We start from the raw sequence: 16,654 nt of genomic DNA, 5'->3' as shown, positions 1-16,654 counted from the left end.
TTAATATATCGGATGATGAGATGATTTGCCACGGAATATATAATAACAATAGAATGTGTAGCCAAGTATAACAGGTAAGAATATCCCAGCCCCTATCAACAGTAAAGACTGTGACTCCGGTACTGCTGCTGCAGTTTCAAGCGTAACTTTATAAGGAACGATATATGGCCATATGCTGATCGCGAGCCCTAAATATCCTAATAAAAATAACAAGATCGTATAAATAAACGGCTTTACTTCTTTTTTCTGCTTAACGGCTTTAATTAACTTGATAAATATTAAAGCAGTTACAATAGGTACAATAGATAAATAGTAAATATTAGGTACACTAAACCAACGATGATTTATGTGGTTATTTAAGAAAGGAACCCATAAGCTTACAAGCCCCATAAAAAGTGCAACGTAAAATAAAATATATAAAGCAGATTTATAAGCCCAATCTTGTGTTGTCTTCTCTGTTTTCAGAATAAGCCAAGTAGCACCCAAGAGTGCATAACCGAATATTAATGCTATCCCAGTCATAACGGAAAAGGGAGTAAGAAAATCAAAGCTCCCTCCTGCAAATTCTCGTCCTTTTATCTCTATTCCTTGGACAAACGTACCAAGCATTAAACCTTGACAAAAAACAGCAAGCATAGAACCGAAATGAAAAGCGTAGTCCCAAATATAACGATGACCTATATGAGCCTTAAAACGGAATTCAAAAGCTACACCACGAAATATTAGACCGAGTAACATCAATATAATAGGAATATATAAAGCCGGCATTAATAGCGAATATGCCAACGGGAAAGCCGCAAATAAACCACCGCCGCCAAGTACTAACCAAGTTTCGTTACCGTCCCAAAAAGGAGCAATAGAATTGATCATTTTATGACGGCAATCATCGGTAGGTGCAAACGGAAATAAGATTCCTACTCCTAAATCAAAACCGTCTAATAAAACATATAAACAAATAGCGGTAGCTATAAGCCCACCCCAAACAAGCGGTAAATCTATATAAGGTGCAAAATTTAACATAAGCTTATTACTTTTCTAATAATGGGTTATTCAAACCACTCTCTCCGTACATTTCTTGATTATCTATCGCTTCTATACCTTTCTTTATCAAATGCATTATATAATATATACCCGCTCCGAAAATGATCACATACACTACTATAAAAGCAATTAGAGAAATAAATACATATTTGCCGAGTACCGGTGATACCGTATCCACGGTTTTTAAAATATTATATACTATATAAGGTTGTCTACCTACCTCGGTTACGAACCAACCGGCAAGTACTGCAATAAAACCTGAAGGCGACATTAATATATACCAATATTGAAACCAATGCGTAGTATATAATCTTTTCTTCAAGTAAAGATATAACCCCACAATACCTGTAAATACCATTAAGCAACCGATTCCTACCATAATACGAAAGCTAAAAAATACTACTGCAACCGGCGGACGCTCTTCTTTTGTCCATTCTTTTAATCCTTTCACTTCACCGTCTAAGCTATGCGTTAAGATTAAACTACTAGCATAAGGTATTTCTACAGCATATTTTGTTTTTTCTTCTTCCCCGTCAGGAAAGCCGATAAGATTAAAAGCTGCTCCTTTTTCTGTATTCCAAATACCTTCCATAGCCGAGACCTTGACCGGCTGATATTTAAGAGTATTTAAACCATGCAGATCACCAATAACTATTTGAATAGGTGCAACGATTAACGCCATTAACACCGCCATAAAAAGCATAATTTTAGCATGCTCTTTACAACGATTATTTAGTAAATAAAAGCTAGCTACACCACCGATAACAAAAGAAGTAGTTAAATAAGCCGCCATAATCATATGGAAAAAGCGATATGGGAAAGAAGGGTTAAAGATAATTTCTAGCCAATTTAAAGGATAAAAGAATCCTTCGCATCGCAGTTCAAAACCAGCAGGCGTATGCATCCAGCTACTAGCTGCAAGTATCCAAAAAGCTGAGATTACAGTACCAACGGCAACTATTAACGTAGAAATAAAATGTACTTTTTTACTGACTTTATTAAAGCCGAATAACATTATGCCTAAAAAAGAAGATTCGAGGAAAAAGGCAGTAAATACTTCAAAACCGAGAAGCGGACCGAGGACATTTCCAACCTTATCTGAAAAATTCGACCAGTTAGTACCGAATTGATAAGACATTACAACGCCCGAAACTACTCCCATACCGAAAGTAACGGCAAAAATCTTCACCCAAAATTTGTATATTTCTTGATAAACCGACTTTTTTGTTTTTAACCATAACCCTTCAATTACCGCTAAAAAGCTTGCAAGCCCTATAGTAAAAGCAGGGAATATTATATGAAAACTTATGGTAAAAGCAAATTGAATCCTTGATAATAATACTTGATCAAATTCCATATTTAAGCTGCTGTTTTAAGATAATAAGATTTGTGACAATAACAATATACTCCCAGTGTAATAACGTATACTTAATACGTGAGTACCACAGTACTTATAGGACGACGTAGCCAATTTTTCAAATTAAACGAGTATACAGTATTTGATTTAATCATCCACCTTTGCTATTATTAAATTCTATCTGACTAGTTTTAACAAATTTTCCTTTTTCGGAGTTCCAATTATAATGAACATTTACTATTCTTACTTCTGTAACATTAATATCACCATTGGGCAATTGCGTTATATCATACCCTTTTCGTATAGAATCCGTAATTAATAAACTTGCTTGACAAATATATTTTACATCAAAGAACGGAGAATCGTCTTCCCTAGACTTTTCTTGTTCTTCTAAACAATTATTAGATAATTCTTTTTCTTGCATTTCTAATTATGTTGAAGTTATTTTCTGAGTTTTGTAGCATTATTTAAGGTAAGAAGCAAGGCTTGTTTATTATTTTCCACAGATTTAATATCTTTAGGTATATTTTTGCAAAATAATTAAATTAAAATATGCTCCAAAATAACACGAATTAATATATTATTTTAAAATCGAGGTACATTATCGTGATAAAATACCCTACTTTATCTAAATCAACATTTAGCTTAGGTATTTATTTTTTAAAATTCGATAAAGTTAAAATGACTTTATTGACTGTAATTTGTATTTTACTCGGTATGATTCCAGCTATTGACAGTATATTACTTCAGAAAATCATTAATTTAATAGAATCTTTCAGCGATGAGAACGCTAATAATCTTTTATCTTCCATGATTTACTGGGCAGTATTTTATGCTCTTTGGTGGGAGAGTATTAATATAGCATATCGTTCATATGATTATTTGTATCTCAAGACTATACCCGTAATAAAAGGGAAAATACTAAATGAACTTTATAATTATACCCAATATCATAGCCATAAATTCTTTCAGGATAATCTAACAGGACATATTAGCAATCGTATTACCGAAACTGCAAGATCGTTTGAGATGATTATTTCAATATTCGGTGAAAAAATTCTTCGTAAACTCGCTATTATTGTATTTGCATTAATTGCTTTATATTCGGTACATTACGTTTTTGCTACGATATTTATTTTATGGATTACGGTTTTTTTAGGACTTAGTGTTCTTTTCTCGGATAAAATCAATAAATACTCATTAAATTATGCTAGAAGCCAATCTTTTGTTGCTGGTAGTATCGTAGATGCAATTAGCAACATTAATGCGGTTAGAATGTTTACAGCCCATAAATTTGAACGTCAACATCTAGAAACAAGAGTAGAAAATGCCGTAGCCGATGAGCAGACTATGCAATTCTTTATGTTCAAATTGCGTTATGCTCTTGGGACTTCTTGTTCAATAATGATTTTTATAATGATTTATTATTTATCTAAACTCCGTAGCGAATTATCTATAAGCATAGGTGATTGCGTATTAGTGCTAACATTATGTATAAATGTAGCAGACGATATTTGGGATTTAACGCAAGAAATCGGTGATATGTTCGAACAGGTCGGGGCATTTAATCAAGGCTTATCTTTAATGGCACCGCATATTATAACTGATATTGAAAACGCTACTCCATTAGATATCAAAGAAGGTGTTATTGAATTTAGAAATGTTACATTTAATTATCATCATAATAACAATCTATTTTATAATAAATCGGTATTAATACCGAGTAAACAAAAAGTAGGACTAGTTGGATTTTCAGGTTCAGGGAAAACCACTTTTATTAGTTTACTCACTAGGTTACATGATATAGAAGAAGGAATAATTTTAATAGATAATCAAAATATTAAAAACGTAACTCAAGATTCTTTAAGAAAAGCCATTAGCCTTATACCTCAAGAACCGGTGCTTTTTCATCGTACCATTTTGGACAATATCAGATACGGGAAAAAAGAAGCTACTCTTGAGGAGGTTATAGAAGCAGCAAAAGCTGCACATATTCATGATGTTATCGATAATCTACCAGACGGTTACGATACTATGTGCGGTGAACGGGGGAATAACTTATCAGGCGGTCAGCGTCAAAAAATTATCATAGCAAGAGCCATCTTAAAAAATGCTCCTATTTTAATTCTCGATGAAGCAACAAGTAGCTTAGATAGCGAGACGGAAAGCCTGATTCAAGAGTCAATGGATTATTTAATGCAAAATAAAACCGTGATAGTCATTGCCCACAGATTATCTACTTTACTCAATATGGATAGAATTTTAGTTTTTGAAAAGGGAAGTATAATCGATGACGGTAGCCATGCAGAATTACTAAAAAATAGTAAGCTATATCAAAAATTATGGAACTCTCAAGTTAAAGGGTTAATAGTGTGAGGAGGTATTACCTAGGTATTATGTCATTCCTGCTTTCGCAGGAATGACATAATACCAGCCTCAACCTTTAAACTAAATCATTATGAGCCACTGTTTCTCCTGTTGCTTCAACTTGAAGTAGTAGGTACTCTGTCATCGCTTTTATTGCACTCTCAAGTAATTCTATCTTATCTGTAGCGTTACTATCAATAATGTCTTCAATTTTTAAAATGCATAAAAACTCTAAAGGCGGTATCAATTTAGCTATCTTTTCTCCTCATTCTATTAATGGTTGTTTTATAGAATCATCCGAATCCAAACTCATTTGATTTGAAAATTTATATAGTTCTAATAGGCTTTTAATATACTCATCCTTAGAAACATCTTTTGCAACCGGTAATATTGCTGTTTTCCATTGAACAAATGCAGCTAAATCTTTCTTGTCAATAGCCTTAATTTTCTTGTAATCATTTTACGAAATGCGGATTCAAGCGTTAAAAGAGCTTTCAGAGGTTCATAAATTGCTTCCTTGTCACGGACCATTTGACCGTCAGGATCGAGTATATCCGGATTAGCACCATATTGTAAAAATACTTTTACCATATCTGTACTCTGCTTCCTATCATTAAGATCTCTAGTTAGGTCTACTAAACTTTTAAATGCGGTTTTTTCACAACGGATAAATTCCATATTAGCACCATAAGCGAGCAATTTAGTTACCATGGCTAGATTTAGGTATAGGAACGTACATATTTCTAAATAAGTCATATTGTCTTGTCACCTGTTACGTAATTAGGATCCGCACCATTTTCAATTAGAAATGCTGCCATATCAAAATGTTGAGCTGTTAGGGCAGTGTGAAAAACGATCATACCGCTGTTGTGGTCAAGGATTATATTTGCACCTTTTGCAAGTAGAAGCCTTACTATCCCTTTCTGATTATTATGACACGCAAAATATAAAAAAGATTTAGCCTCACCTTCCAATGTATATACTTCTGTATTTGGATCAATATTTAAAGCAGTTAACATACTATCAACTAAATCATAATCACCTTGATAAATTGCTTTAACTATAGCAGTGTCAGGAGATCTTGCTATTTTATCTACAGTGCAGTATGCCATATTGTACACACTAAAAATATTTGTATTTGGATCTTCAATCAAAGCTTTGAATTCTTTGATAAAACTTTCTCTAAAAAATTCATATCTTTTTATTTTATATATATATATATATATCTTTACTGCTTAATATCTCATGAAATTTATTTCTAATTATATCATCGGTTATCATAGTATTTCCCTTAATGATTCAATTGATAGTATTTTGTATCGTACAGAAAAAAATCATTTTATCAACAAATAGTTTATTTATTAGTAAGCAATCAATAAACTAAAATATTATATTAAATATTGTCATATGCTGTTATAATCACTTTTTTAGCCACTAATATTTAAACAATGAAACTGTCTGATTTTGACTTTGATTTACCAAGCGAACTGATCGCACAATATCCATATAGTGAACGTGATAACTCAGATTTACTAATTGCTGTTACGCCGCCTATTAAAACCAAATTCTACAATATAATAGATTACTTAAAAGAAGGGGACTTATTAGTCTTTAATAATAGTAAGGTAATAAAAGCAAAGTTAAATTTGGGGAAAAATATTACAATAAATTTGAATCAAAAATTATCAGATGATAGTTGGTCGGCTTTTGCTAAACCAGCTCGAAAGCTTCATGTAAATGATGAATTTTATTTTGATAATCATAAGGTAATTATTACCGAAAAACTTGCAATGGGTGAGATTAAAGTAAAATTTGAGTTTAATAATATTTCTATATTCGAGTTCTTAAATAAATACGGTGAGATGCCGCTACCGGTTTATATTAGGCGGTCACACTCATTATGTCATCCCGTGACTACGACCACGGGATCCACAAAATATTTAAATAATGACTGGATACCGTGGTCAAACTACGGTATGACAAACACTCAAAACGACAACGACCGCTATCAAACTGTCTATAGCCAAATAGAAGGTTCAGTTGCAGCACCGACGGCAGGCTTGCATTTTACAAAGGATATACTTGATAAGCTTAAGGCAAAAGGCATACAAGCTACATTTTTAACATTACATGTGGGAGCTGGAACTTTTTTACCTGTAAAAACCGAAAATATTCATGAACATAAAATGCATACCGAATATTGCTCTATTACTCCTGACACTGCTGAAATCATCAATAAAGCAAAGCAAGAAGGGAAACGTATTATCGCAGTCGGCACTACAACACTTAGAACACTTGAGAGTTCTTGCAATAACGGCATCGTAAAAGCAGGTAGCTTTGAAACCGATATTTTCATAACCCCAGGTTTTAAATTTCAAACAGCCGATATGCTACTTACTAATTTCCATTTTCCTAAATCTACTTTATTTATGCTTATATGTGCTTTTGCCGGATTTAAAGAGATGCATGAATTATATAAATATGCTATAAAAGAAGCAATGCGTTTTTTTAGCTACGGCGATGCAACGCTTTTATGTAGGAAATGATAATCACAACCATCATTGCGAACGACTAAAAGGAGCGTGGCAATCTAGCAAAAATAACAAAAAAATGCTAAAGGTTAGTATTTTTCACTGGATCCCGTGGTCAAGCCACGGGATGACGGAGGTGAAATTGATCCACGCAACACAGCCTTCCTGCTTTTAGCTAGGAACGACATCTTAGAAAAAACCTATAACAGACTAAATAAAAAAATATTTTGGATGATTAAATCCTCTACTTCATTAATACTAGATTCAAAACAAACTGCTTTACGAGAAGAATTAAAACAGCTGGCAGCAACACTTAATAAGCCTAAAAGTTTATTCAAATTCTTTAATCAAAACAACTTAAAAAGCGGAATTTATTTATACGGTCCGGTGGGCAGCGGTAAAACTATGCTCATGAATTCTTTTTTTGAAGAATTAACCACACCTAAAATAATAATACATTATCAGAACTTTATGCAGGAAATTCATAAATCTATGCATAAATTACAAACAGCAAATCAGAAAGATATCATCCCTAAAATTGCTAAAAACTATGCTAAACAAACTAAAGTGTTATGTATAGATGAGTTTGAAATTAAAGATATTACTGATGCAATGATAATCGGTAGATTATTTAATGAATTAATAAAGCAAAATATTTTTATTTTTATAACTTCTAACACGAGTCCCAATACTCTGTACAAAGACGGATTACAACGAGAATCTTTCTTACCTTTTATAAAGATAATCAATAATACATTTTATGTTAAATATCTAGATAATCACCATGATTATCGATTTGATAAAGCGTTAGGAGTTAAAGAGGCAAGGATAATTTATCCTTTAACTTTAGAAAACCAAAACAAACTTGAAAAAATTATCACGGATATTAGTGATAATAATCTTGCTCCTCAAAATATACAGGTTCTAGGTAGAGAAATATCCTTTCAAAAAGTGCATAAAAAAATATTAGTAACAGATTATAATGAATTATTTACAAGAGACTTAAGCTATAGCGATTATGTTAATATTTGCCAAAATTTCAACGTTATTATAGTGGGGAACGTTCATACTATCGATGCTAACGATACAAATACAGCCGTTAGATTTATCAACTTTATCGATAATGCCTATTTCTATAAAATACTCTTATTTATAAGCCTAGAAGATAACCCAAATAAAATATATCAAGGTTCAGCACGAGCCACAGAATTTAAACGCACTATTTCAAGACTAAATGAAATGAATAGCGCATCTTATTTATTAAATAATGATTTTAAGAATTAACTTCCTTAAGAGGTTGAAATGAATGTTAATTGATGTTTATTCTTTAATGCGTAAGCATTACTAATATAGAGAAAGGTGAAAATTATGAATATAAAATATCTCCTAAAGAGAAAGAAAGATAATTAAAAACTTGCATTGCAAGCTTGGCAGCGACTTACTCTCCCATGCCTTATGACATAGTACCATTAGCGCTATAAGGTTTCACGTTCGAGTTCGGGATGGGATCGTGTGTTTCACTCATGCTATAACCACCAAGCTAGCAATACAAACTTTTAAAAAGATAGATTTGTATTATAGTTTGCTGTTAATGTTGTTGCACAACTCACAAAAGTTCTTAATATCATATCTTAACTTTTACTACGATACTCAGCAAAATAATTTTCGCTGGATATCGTGGCGGGGTTACAGTATAACATGAGTTATGCAATAACATTTTTATTAGTTGATAAAGCTATTTAACCTGATAACTTTGTGAGTTGATACTACACTCTTATAGCATTAACACTATATGCATATGTAATCTCACAGCAAAGTAAATCAATCGAGCTATTAGTATCGGTTAGCTACACACATTACTGTGCTTCCACACCCGACCTATCAACGTGGTGGTCTTCCACGGCTCTAATGGGGAAGTCTAGTTTTGAGGTGGGTTTCCTGCTTAGATGCATTCAGCGGTTATCCCTTCCGTACTTAGCTACCCAGCTGTGCCGTTGGCACGACAACTGGTCCACCAGGGGTACGTCCACCTCGGTCCTCTCGTACTAAAGGCAGATCCTCTCAAACTTCCTACACCCACGGCAGATAGGGACCGAACTGTCTCACGACGTTCTAAACCCAGCTCACGTACCACTTTAATCGGCGAACAGCCGAACCCTTGGGACCTTCTCCAACCCCAGGATGTGATGAGCCGACATCGAGGTGCCAAACGATTTCGTCGCTATGGACGCTTGGAAATCATCAGCCTGTTATCCCCGGAGTACCTTTTATTCGTTGAGCGATGGCCCTTCCACTCGGGACCACCGGATCACTATGACCGACTTTCGTCTCTGCTCGTCTTGTCAGACTCGCAGTCAGGCTAGCTTATGCCATTGCACTCTAAAAGTTGATTTCCGACCAACCTGAGCTAACCATCGCGCGCCTCCGTTACTCTTTGGGAGGCGACCGCCCCAGTCAAACTACCCACCATGCATTGTCTCGGACCCTGATTCAAGGATCTCGGTTAGATGTCAAGAACCAAAAGGGTGGTATCTCAAGGGTGACTCCACAAAGGCTGACGCCTTCGCTTCACAGTCTCCCACCTATCCTGCACATCTGATTCCTAACACCAGTGCAAAGCTATAGTAAAGGTTCACGGGGTCTTTCCGTCTGACCGCGGGAACTCCGCATCTTCACGGAGAATTCAATTTCGCTGAGTCGATACTGGAGACAGTGGGGAAATCGTTACGCCATTCGTGCGGGTCGGAACTTACCCGACAAGGAATTTCGCTACCTTAGGACCGTCATAGTTACGGCCGCCGTTCACTGGGACTTCAATTCAGAGCTTGCACCCCTCCTTTTAATCTTCCAGCACTGGGCAGGCGTCAGGCCCTATACATCGTCTATTGACTTTGCAGAGCCCTGTGTTTTTAATAAACAGTCGCTACCCCCTAGCTTGTGCCACCTGCACATGGTTGCCCATATACAGGTCATCTTTCTTCCGAAGTTACAGATGCAATTTGCCTAGTTCCTTCAGCATCGTTCTCTCAAGCGCCTTGGTATACTCTACCTGTCCACCTGTGTCGGTTTCGGGTACGGTCTATCATGAAGGTGTTATTTCCTGGAAAATATTCACCGCACAATCAATCCAATAAGACTGTACAATTTACTATTTTCGTCACATCCTTCAGGTTCAGGAATATTAACCTGATTCCCATCGATTACGCCTTTCAGCCTCATCTTAGGGGCCGACTAACCTTGCGCAGATTAACTTTACGCAAGAACCCTTGGACTTTCGGCGAGAATGTTTCTCACATTCTTTATCGCTACTTATGTCAGCATTCTCACTTCCGATACCTCCAGCAAACCTTACGGTTCACCTTCGCAGGCTTACGGAACGCTCCGCTACCATTTATGCCAAATACATAAACCCGCATCTTCGGTACATGACTTGAGCCCCGTTACATTGTTGGCGCAAGAAAACTTATTTAGACTAGTGAGCTATTACGCTTTCTTTAAATGATGGCTGCTTCTAAGCCAACATCCTAGTTGTTTTGGTCTTCTCACATCCTTTAACACTTAGTCATGATTTAGGGACCTTAGATGGCGGTCTGGGCTTTTTCCCTCTCGACTATGGACCTTAGCACCCATAGTCTGTCTGCTATGCTGTACTCATCGACATTCGGAGTTTGATTGAGTTTGGTAAATCTGTGGGACCCCCTAGCTCATTCAGTGCTCTACCTTCGATGGTAATCGCTATAACGCTCTACCTAAATAGATTTCGCGGAGAACCAGCTATATCCGAGTTTGATTGGCCTTTCACCCCTAACCACAGCTCATCCCCTACTTTTTCAACAGTAGTGGGTTCGGTCCTTCAGTGGATTTTACTCCGCTTTCAACCTGGCCATGGCTAGATCACCCGGTTTCGGGTCTAATTCATCTAACTAAACGCCCTATTCAGACTCGCTTTCGCTACGCCTACACCTAACGGCTTAAGCTTGCTAGATAAACTAAGTCGCTGACCCATTATACAAAAGGTACGCCGTCACAAGACATATAAATACGCTTGCTCCGACTGCTTGTAAGCATTTGGTTTCAGATACTATTTCACTCCCCTTGTCGGGGTACTTTTCACCTTTCCCTCACGGTACTTGTTCACTATCGGTCACTAGAGAGTACTTAGGCTTAGAGGGTGGTCCCCCTATGTTCAAACAGGATTTCACGTGTCCCGCCTTACTCAAGGACTTCAAACTTTTTACCTATACGGGACTATCACCCTCTATGGTCAACCTTTCCATGTTGTTTTAGTTATTTTTTTGAAGCCACTGGCCTGGTCCGCGTTCGCTCGTCACTACTAACGGAGTCTCGGTTGATGTCCTTTCCTCCAGCTACTTAGATATTTCAGTTCGCTGGGTTTGCCTCATATAGCTATGTATTCACTATACAATACCTAATAAATTAGGTGGGTTTCCCTATTCGGAAATCTTCGGATCAAAGTTTATTCGCAACTCCCCGAAGCTTATCGCAGCGTATTACGTCCTTCATCGCCTTCTAGTGCCAAGGCATCCACCAAATGCTCTTATTATATTTACTTACGCTTTTAACTTGAGATTACACGATGCATACAGAATTAATTTCACAATTATTTTCAGCATCTACTCACGATATAAATTTTTATTATCGCGGTGTATTTAGTTTTAGCTTTATCAACTTTTTAAACAGCTACAAAGTTTTACGTTTCAAACTTTGTGTGATGATTTTATATCTATATTTTTAAAGCTTGTCAAACACTAATTTCAAATAATTTTAATTTTATTTCTTATGAGAGGACTTAAAGTTATTTTAACCTCTTTTTAAAGTAGGCTTTGTCGACTTTTTGTTTAGATTTGCGGTCCCTAATTTTGTATCTACCTTACCGCCTAAATCTTCAAACAAAAATCTGCCTTTTTGTAAAACATGATTTACTGCTGTCATTTCTCCTTCTCTGTTTATCAAACCGCTTTGAGTTTTAACAAACAATAATTTACCGTCTTTTCTAAAGACTAGATTTTCATCAATTGCAAAATCTTTAGTTATACTTAAATTACCGTTCTTATCAAATTTACCTAAAATATTTTTCTGTAAATCAGCAAATGCAGCATAAGTGTATAATTTTGAAATTTCTTTTATTTGCTTTGGATCGTTTATATGTTCGCCGGCTTTGTTAATAAAGCCGCTAATTTCATATTGAGATGTTTTACCATGTGGAGTTTTTTCACAAGAAATTGAGTTTCCATAAATAGCTTAGTTTGATCCTCTACTTCATCATCTACTATATTAATTACTTTCCTTTTTACAGAATAAATATCACTATTCTTTTCAAGCTTTGAGGTAAACTCCTTAACGTCTCAATTATCATTAAACCTAAATTCTTTTTTATCTTTACCCATAATAATACTCTTATTTTAATACTGTATCTTTTAAAATATTTGTACCACGTAAAAATTCTTCTATATTCAAAGCTTTTTTACTCTCTTGCTGAAGTTTTTTCACTCGTAATATACCGCTTCCACAAGCTATTTCCAGCTTATCGCTAATAACGGTACCGGCAGTAAAGTGATGATCCGCATTTAAATATTCTGCTTCAAGGATTTTAATTATTTTATCATTATAACTAAAATATGCTCCGGGCCAAGGATTCATGCCCCTTATTTTACAATCTATTTTATATGCGGATTCATGCCAATTAATTTTTCCTTCTTCTTTAGTTAATTTACGAGCATACGTAACGCCATCACTTGACTGTTTTATTGGTACTATATTATCGATATTTGCAAGTGTTTTAATTAATAACTCCGCTCCGAGATTTGCACATTTGTTATGCAGTTCTTCCAATGTTGTTCTTGCTTCTAAATCAAAATCTTCTTTCATCAATATATCACCTGTATCAAGCCCTGTATCCATACGCATAATACATACACTACTTTTCCGGTCACCCTCTATAATAGTACGCTGCAGAGGAGCCGCTCCTCTGTGACGAGGCAAATCGGATGGATGGATATTAAGACAGCCGTATTTCTTAGCTTCTAATATAGCTTTCGGCACAATAAAACCATATGCAATAACAACTATAATATCAGCATTAACTTTATTAATTAGATTTATTATTTCATCATTACGAAGAGTAGAAGGAGTATAAACAGACATTTGATGCTCAAATGCTAATTGATGTATTGGAGATTTAGCTAAGTTAAGTCCTCTGCCCTTAGCTTTAGGTTGCTGTGTAAAAACAGCTTTAACTTCGTGATGAGTTATAAGTTTTTTAAGAGCGGGAACAGCGAATTCAGGCGTTCCCATAAAGATTACTTTCACACTATATTATTTTTGAGTTTCTTAAGCTTACGAAGTACTACATCTCGTTTTAAATTACTTAAATAATCAATCATAAGCTTACCTTCTAAATGATCATACTCATGCTGGATAACTCTTGCAAGCCAATTATTTGCTTTAAGCTCTTGCGATTTACCATGATAATCTAAATACCTAATCTTTATAGATTCCGGTCTTGCCACCTCAATACGTTGCTCTGGTAATGAGATACAACCTTCGTTAGCCGTAGCTAGCTCTTCTGATTTTTCTATTATTTCAGGATTCACTATAAAAAGCGGATAAAAATCTTTTGGTCTTGCTACCGAATCATGATCTTTTATATCAATTACTAAAATACGTTTCAATACCCCTACTTGTACTGCTGCAAGTCCTGCACCGTCTTCATGGTACATAGTTTTAAGCATATCATCCATAAATTTTCGTGTTTGATCGGTAAACTCTAAAACCGACTGAGATTTCTGCTTTAATCTTTCATCAGGTGCCGTTACTATCGGTAATATTGACATAATTAAATCTTAATATTTTATTTTAATATACCATAAAATCACCAAAATGTAAAGAAAGCAAACCTGCCTAATTCCGGTAATAGTTGCATAATAAACTCACCTATTTGCAATAATTTGTCGAATTAATATAATATTTAGTAAAAAATAATAGCAAATATCAGATAACATGTTAATAAATAAGGATTGCATAAAATTAAGGAGGAATAATAATGCATTGGGGTGATATTGAAGAAATTGCCGAACAACTCGAAGAACATTTTAGCGATCAGTATAATGAAAAAAAAATTTCATTATTAAAGCTAGAGAAACTGATCAGAGATTTAAAGGACTTTGAAAATGGAGAGAAAAAAGTCGAAGAAGTTACATTAGAAGAAATTTTAGACAAATGGGAAGAATTACGTGAAGAAATTAGAGAAATCGATTAAGTAGCTTTTGAGTTATTTTCAGACATTTATAAATTAACTTTATAAAAATACATTATAATCAATAAAAATATAGCAACTGTCTGAAAAAAAACTCTTAAAGTCATTAACTTTGAACTAAATTTCTTATCAAACCTTTCTCCGATAGCCATCGACACTACCCCTATAATAAGAACCACAACGGTTAAACCAATCGCAATTAATAACCACATCATAATTTATTACCAATATATCACTTTCCACACAAAGATTATATGCTTTTTTTCTTTTAAATCAATTATCTAATTAATATTTGAGATTTGGTTAAGAAATCCACTAATTCTTCGTAAAAAATAATAATTCAAGGAACACCAATATCTAATTAATCAAATATAGATAATTCAACAATTACTTTAAAAGAAAAAAGAGATATTAGGCTCTTGCGTTCTTATTAATTTTTGCTCAAAAATATCTAAAAATACAAATAATTTAATTTTCTGCACGCAAGAACCTAGAGTATTTTTGAGAAACCTCGTCCTATTGCTAAAATATTTATTAATGCTCACGGTGAAACATGACTTGCTCCATGCAAATTTGCTTAAATTAAGCTTTCTGAGTTACACTATATATATTATCTATCAGTTTAACAAAAGCACCATTTCCTAAAACATGAGCACAAGTGATCACAGGATCAAATAAGATATAAAGAGCTGTAATCAGAGACATCATATTAGTATTAAAACCTAGATATTGTTCAAGTATAGGAAGCATTACAATAATTCCGCCACCTGGTATAGCTGCTACTGAAAACTTTGCCAATACAAAATAAAAAGTAAAAATAAAATAAAGTAGGTTCAGCTAATCCATAACTTTTGAGTATAGCATAAGTCAAAATCGGTATGGCAAAACAATCGCCAACAAGATGAATATTTACTGTTATTGGTACAACGATACGAGCGAGTGCTTTATTATTTGTATTATTTTCCGCCCCTATTATACTAAGTGGCATACTTATAACACTAGACATTGCACTAAATCCACTTATGGACTCTGGCATCATATTACTGAGGCTAGGCTCTATGAATTCCTTAACTCGACAATTACTTAAAATAAGCAAGAAAGATATAACCAAACTGAGCAAATGCGATCGTCACAAAAATGAACATATAATCTTTAACAATTATATCTAATACTTCATCAAACTGTAGTTTTACGATAAAGCCCATTATAAATAAGGGAATTATATAGATAAACAATCGCAATATTTTTGCAACAAATGCTTCTAACTTGCAAGCCAATCCAATTGCAACTTCAGCACACAATTTTGAGGAAATAAAGCCTAAGATAATACTACTAAATACGATTTTATTATTAGAAATAATATTAGGAAAATTAAGCAACCATAAAGGCTTTAAGCTATCATTTTCTATAGGAGAGATCATTGGATAAATCGAATTGATATATGTATGTATATATCCTACATAATGACTTATGAAGGTAGAACAAAATTAGACCCACATATTAAATAATATTAAGAAAACTATACGTATTGCATCTTTGGCTAGCATTACAACAGATTTAAAAAGTAAGCCAAAAATAATTAAAGGCAGAAATAATCCAATTATAGATTTAATAGATAGACTTATTGAATACAATAACCTTTGTACTTCTCAACTCATTAGTGGGTTTAACAATATGATAGCTATGATAATAGCCATTAAAATAAGTGGCATTTTACGCAACATAAAACTTACCTAATAATAATAATTAGTTAATTTAAATAGATGGATATAATTAAAAGAAAGATATAGAGATATTGTTACCGGCTTAGACCGGTTGTAGTAGTAGAAAAAGACTGGAAAGTTAATATTTGCATATTCATAAATTCAATATACAGTTATTATAGAGAGAAAAATTAGTGTTGCAATACTTTTCTAGAAGTTCTTTGGGGGGGTGTATATTGTTAACTAAAAGCAGATCAATTAATAAATTAACGTCATTGCGAGGAAAATTACAAAGTAATTTGTACGTCCGCAATCTCAGGAGTTTTATTATTTCATGAGATTGCCACGCAGCCTATGGCTGCTCGCAAGGCATTGTTGC

15 protein-coding genes, 2 rRNA genes and 3 pseudogenes are annotated in these 16,654 nt (G+C 34.3%); 4 read left to right on the top strand and 16 right to left on the bottom strand.

The features are described 5' to 3' along the window. From cydB to A3305_RS04580, 3 genes are all read right to left on the bottom strand, one after another. Positions 1-1,020 (bottom strand): cytochrome d ubiquinol oxidase subunit II, encoded by a 1,020-nt coding sequence (gene cydB / locus A3305_RS04590; protein ID WP_014391938.1) that lies wholly within the window; start codon positions 1,018-1,020, stop codon positions 1-3. Positions 1,021-1,027: 7 nt separating this feature from the next. After that, entirely contained in the window at positions 1,028-2,398 is a 1,371-nt protein-coding gene (locus A3305_RS04585) for a cytochrome ubiquinol oxidase subunit I (protein WP_014391937.1), read from the bottom strand. Positions 2,399-2,549: 151 nt separating this feature from the next. Beyond that, the gene (locus A3305_RS04580) at positions 2,550-2,822 is read right to left on the bottom strand and encodes a DUF2671 domain-containing protein (RefSeq protein ID WP_014391936.1); all 273 of its coding nucleotides are present in this window, start codon (positions 2,820-2,822) and stop codon (positions 2,550-2,552) included. 182 nt (positions 2,823-3,004) lie between these two features. Between A3305_RS04580 and A3305_RS04575 the strand changes: the two genes are divergently transcribed. Continuing rightward, complete coding sequence (locus A3305_RS04575) at positions 3,005-4,774, top strand: ABC transporter ATP-binding protein (RefSeq protein WP_014391935.1); 1,770 nt, start codon at positions 3,005-3,007, stop codon at positions 4,772-4,774. A gap of 67 nt (positions 4,775-4,841) precedes the next feature. Here A3305_RS04575 and A3305_RS10465 read toward each other — a convergent pair whose 3' ends face one another. From A3305_RS10465 to A3305_RS11820, 4 genes and pseudogenes are all read right to left on the bottom strand, one after another. Continuing rightward, positions 4,842-5,012, bottom strand: a complete 171-nt coding sequence (locus A3305_RS10465) for a hypothetical protein (RefSeq protein ID WP_014391934.1) — start codon at positions 5,010-5,012, stop codon at positions 4,842-4,844. A 170-nt stretch (positions 5,013-5,182) separates the two neighbouring features. Next, the gene (locus tag A3305_RS10460; protein WP_226984006.1) at positions 5,183-5,521 is read right to left on the bottom strand and encodes a hypothetical protein; all 339 of its coding nucleotides are present in this window, start codon (positions 5,519-5,521) and stop codon (positions 5,183-5,185) included. After that, complete coding sequence (locus A3305_RS11825) at positions 5,518-5,625, bottom strand: ankyrin repeat domain-containing protein (protein ID WP_331370613.1); 108 nt, start codon at positions 5,623-5,625, stop codon at positions 5,518-5,520. Before A3305_RS11825 ends, A3305_RS10460 begins: the two co-directional genes overlap by 4 nt. Beyond that, positions 5,602-6,046, bottom strand: a pseudogene (locus A3305_RS11820) (ankyrin repeat domain-containing protein); the annotation flags it as partial. The pseudogene A3305_RS11820 and the gene A3305_RS11825, both read right to left, overlap by 24 nt. Before the next feature lie 167 nt (positions 6,047-6,213). Here A3305_RS11820 and queA point away from each other — a divergent pair. Then, positions 6,214-7,311, top strand: a complete 1,098-nt coding sequence (gene queA, locus A3305_RS04560) for a tRNA preQ1(34) S-adenosylmethionine ribosyltransferase-isomerase QueA (protein WP_014391933.1) — start codon at positions 6,214-6,216, stop codon at positions 7,309-7,311. Positions 7,312-7,527: 216 nt separating this feature from the next. Beyond that, the gene (gene zapE / locus A3305_RS04555; protein ID WP_014391932.1) at positions 7,528-8,580 is read left to right on the top strand and encodes a cell division protein ZapE; all 1,053 of its coding nucleotides are present in this window, start codon (positions 7,528-7,530) and stop codon (positions 8,578-8,580) included. Positions 8,581-8,721: 141 nt separating this feature from the next. On the opposite strand, the gene rrf is transcribed toward zapE, so the two are convergent. The 5 genes from rrf to def form a co-directional block, all read right to left on the bottom strand. Next, a 5S ribosomal RNA gene (rrf, locus tag A3305_RS04550) occupies positions 8,722-8,836 on the bottom strand. Between the two features lie 272 nt (positions 8,837-9,108). Next, positions 9,109-11,869, bottom strand: a 23S ribosomal RNA gene (locus A3305_RS04545). Between the two features lie 248 nt (positions 11,870-12,117). Next, positions 12,118-12,540 (bottom strand): hypothetical protein, encoded by a 423-nt coding sequence (locus tag A3305_RS04540; RefSeq protein WP_041860492.1) that lies wholly within the window; start codon positions 12,538-12,540, stop codon positions 12,118-12,120. A 174-nt stretch (positions 12,541-12,714) separates the two neighbouring features. Beyond that, positions 12,715-13,626: a methionyl-tRNA formyltransferase gene (gene fmt, locus A3305_RS04530; RefSeq protein WP_014391930.1), complete on the bottom strand. Its 912-nt coding sequence runs from the start codon at positions 13,624-13,626 to the stop codon at positions 12,715-12,717. After that, entirely contained in the window at positions 13,623-14,150 is a 528-nt protein-coding gene (gene def, locus A3305_RS04525) for a peptide deformylase (protein WP_014391929.1), read from the bottom strand. Before def ends, fmt begins: the two co-directional genes overlap by 4 nt. A 209-nt stretch (positions 14,151-14,359) precedes the next feature. Between def and iscX the strand changes: the two genes are divergently transcribed. Next, the gene (gene iscX / locus A3305_RS04520; RefSeq protein WP_014391928.1) at positions 14,360-14,575 is read left to right on the top strand and encodes a Fe-S cluster assembly protein IscX; all 216 of its coding nucleotides are present in this window, start codon (positions 14,360-14,362) and stop codon (positions 14,573-14,575) included. A gap of 26 nt (positions 14,576-14,601) precedes the next feature. Here iscX and A3305_RS04515 read toward each other — a convergent pair whose 3' ends face one another. From A3305_RS04515 to A3305_RS04495, 4 genes and pseudogenes are all read right to left on the bottom strand, one after another. Continuing rightward, a complete protein-coding gene (locus tag A3305_RS04515; RefSeq protein WP_014391927.1) occupies positions 14,602-14,787 on the bottom strand; it encodes an HIG1 domain-containing protein in 186 nt (61 codons plus the stop codon). A 146-nt stretch (positions 14,788-14,933) separates the two neighbouring features. Then, positions 14,934-15,054 (bottom strand): annotated as a pseudogene (locus A3305_RS04510) (peptide deformylase). Between the two features lie 100 nt (positions 15,055-15,154). Then, positions 15,155-15,668 (bottom strand): annotated as a pseudogene (locus A3305_RS10450) (cation:dicarboxylate symporter family transporter). Further along, positions 15,652-15,993 (bottom strand): transporter, encoded by a 342-nt coding sequence (locus A3305_RS04495; RefSeq protein WP_226984003.1) that lies wholly within the window; start codon positions 15,991-15,993, stop codon positions 15,652-15,654. Before A3305_RS04495 ends, A3305_RS10450 begins: the two are co-directional and overlap by 17 nt. Between the last annotated feature and the right edge of the window lie 661 nt (positions 15,994-16,654).

It is taken from the genome of Rickettsia amblyommatis (genome assembly GCF_002078335.1).
Taxonomy (GTDB): Bacteria; Pseudomonadota; Alphaproteobacteria; order Rickettsiales; family Rickettsiaceae; genus Rickettsia; species Rickettsia rickettsii.
The sequence above is the reverse complement of the archived record's forward strand: the minus strand, read 5'-3'. Positions and strand labels throughout refer to the sequence as shown.

What these genes read in the sequence shown, in the direction of transcription:
- cydB (WP_014391938.1), bottom strand. Translation starts at nt 1,020, where the DNA reads ATGTTAAATTTTGCACCTTATATAGATTTACCGCTTGTTTGGGGTGGG.
- A3305_RS04585 (WP_014391937.1), bottom strand. Translation starts at nt 2,398, where the DNA reads ATGGAATTTGATCAAGTATTATTATCAAGGATTCAATTTGCTTTTACC.
- A3305_RS04580 (WP_014391936.1), bottom strand. Translation starts at nt 2,822, where the DNA reads ATGCAAGAAAAAGAATTATCTAATAATTGTTTAGAAGAACAAGAAAAG.
- A3305_RS10460 (WP_226984006.1), bottom strand. Translation starts at nt 5,521, where the DNA reads ATGACTTATTTAGAAATATGTACGTTCCTATACCTAAATCTAGCCATG.
- A3305_RS11825 (WP_331370613.1), bottom strand. Translation starts at nt 5,625, where the DNA reads ATGATCGTTTTTCACACTGCCCTAACAGCTCAACATTTTGATATGGCA.
- queA (WP_014391933.1), top strand. Translation starts at nt 6,214, where the DNA reads ATGAAACTGTCTGATTTTGACTTTGATTTACCAAGCGAACTGATCGCA.
- zapE (WP_014391932.1), top strand. Translation starts at nt 7,528, where the DNA reads ATGATTAAATCCTCTACTTCATTAATACTAGATTCAAAACAAACTGCT.
- def (WP_014391929.1), bottom strand. Translation starts at nt 14,150, where the DNA reads ATGTCAATATTACCGATAGTAACGGCACCTGATGAAAGATTAAAGCAG.
- iscX (WP_014391928.1), top strand. Translation starts at nt 14,360, where the DNA reads ATGCATTGGGGTGATATTGAAGAAATTGCCGAACAACTCGAAGAACAT.
- A3305_RS04515 (WP_014391927.1), bottom strand. Translation starts at nt 14,787, where the DNA reads ATGATGTGGTTATTAATTGCGATTGGTTTAACCGTTGTGGTTCTTATT.
- A3305_RS04495 (WP_226984003.1), bottom strand. Translation starts at nt 15,993, where the DNA reads ATGATCTCTCCTATAGAAAATGATAGCTTAAAGCCTTTATGGTTGCTT.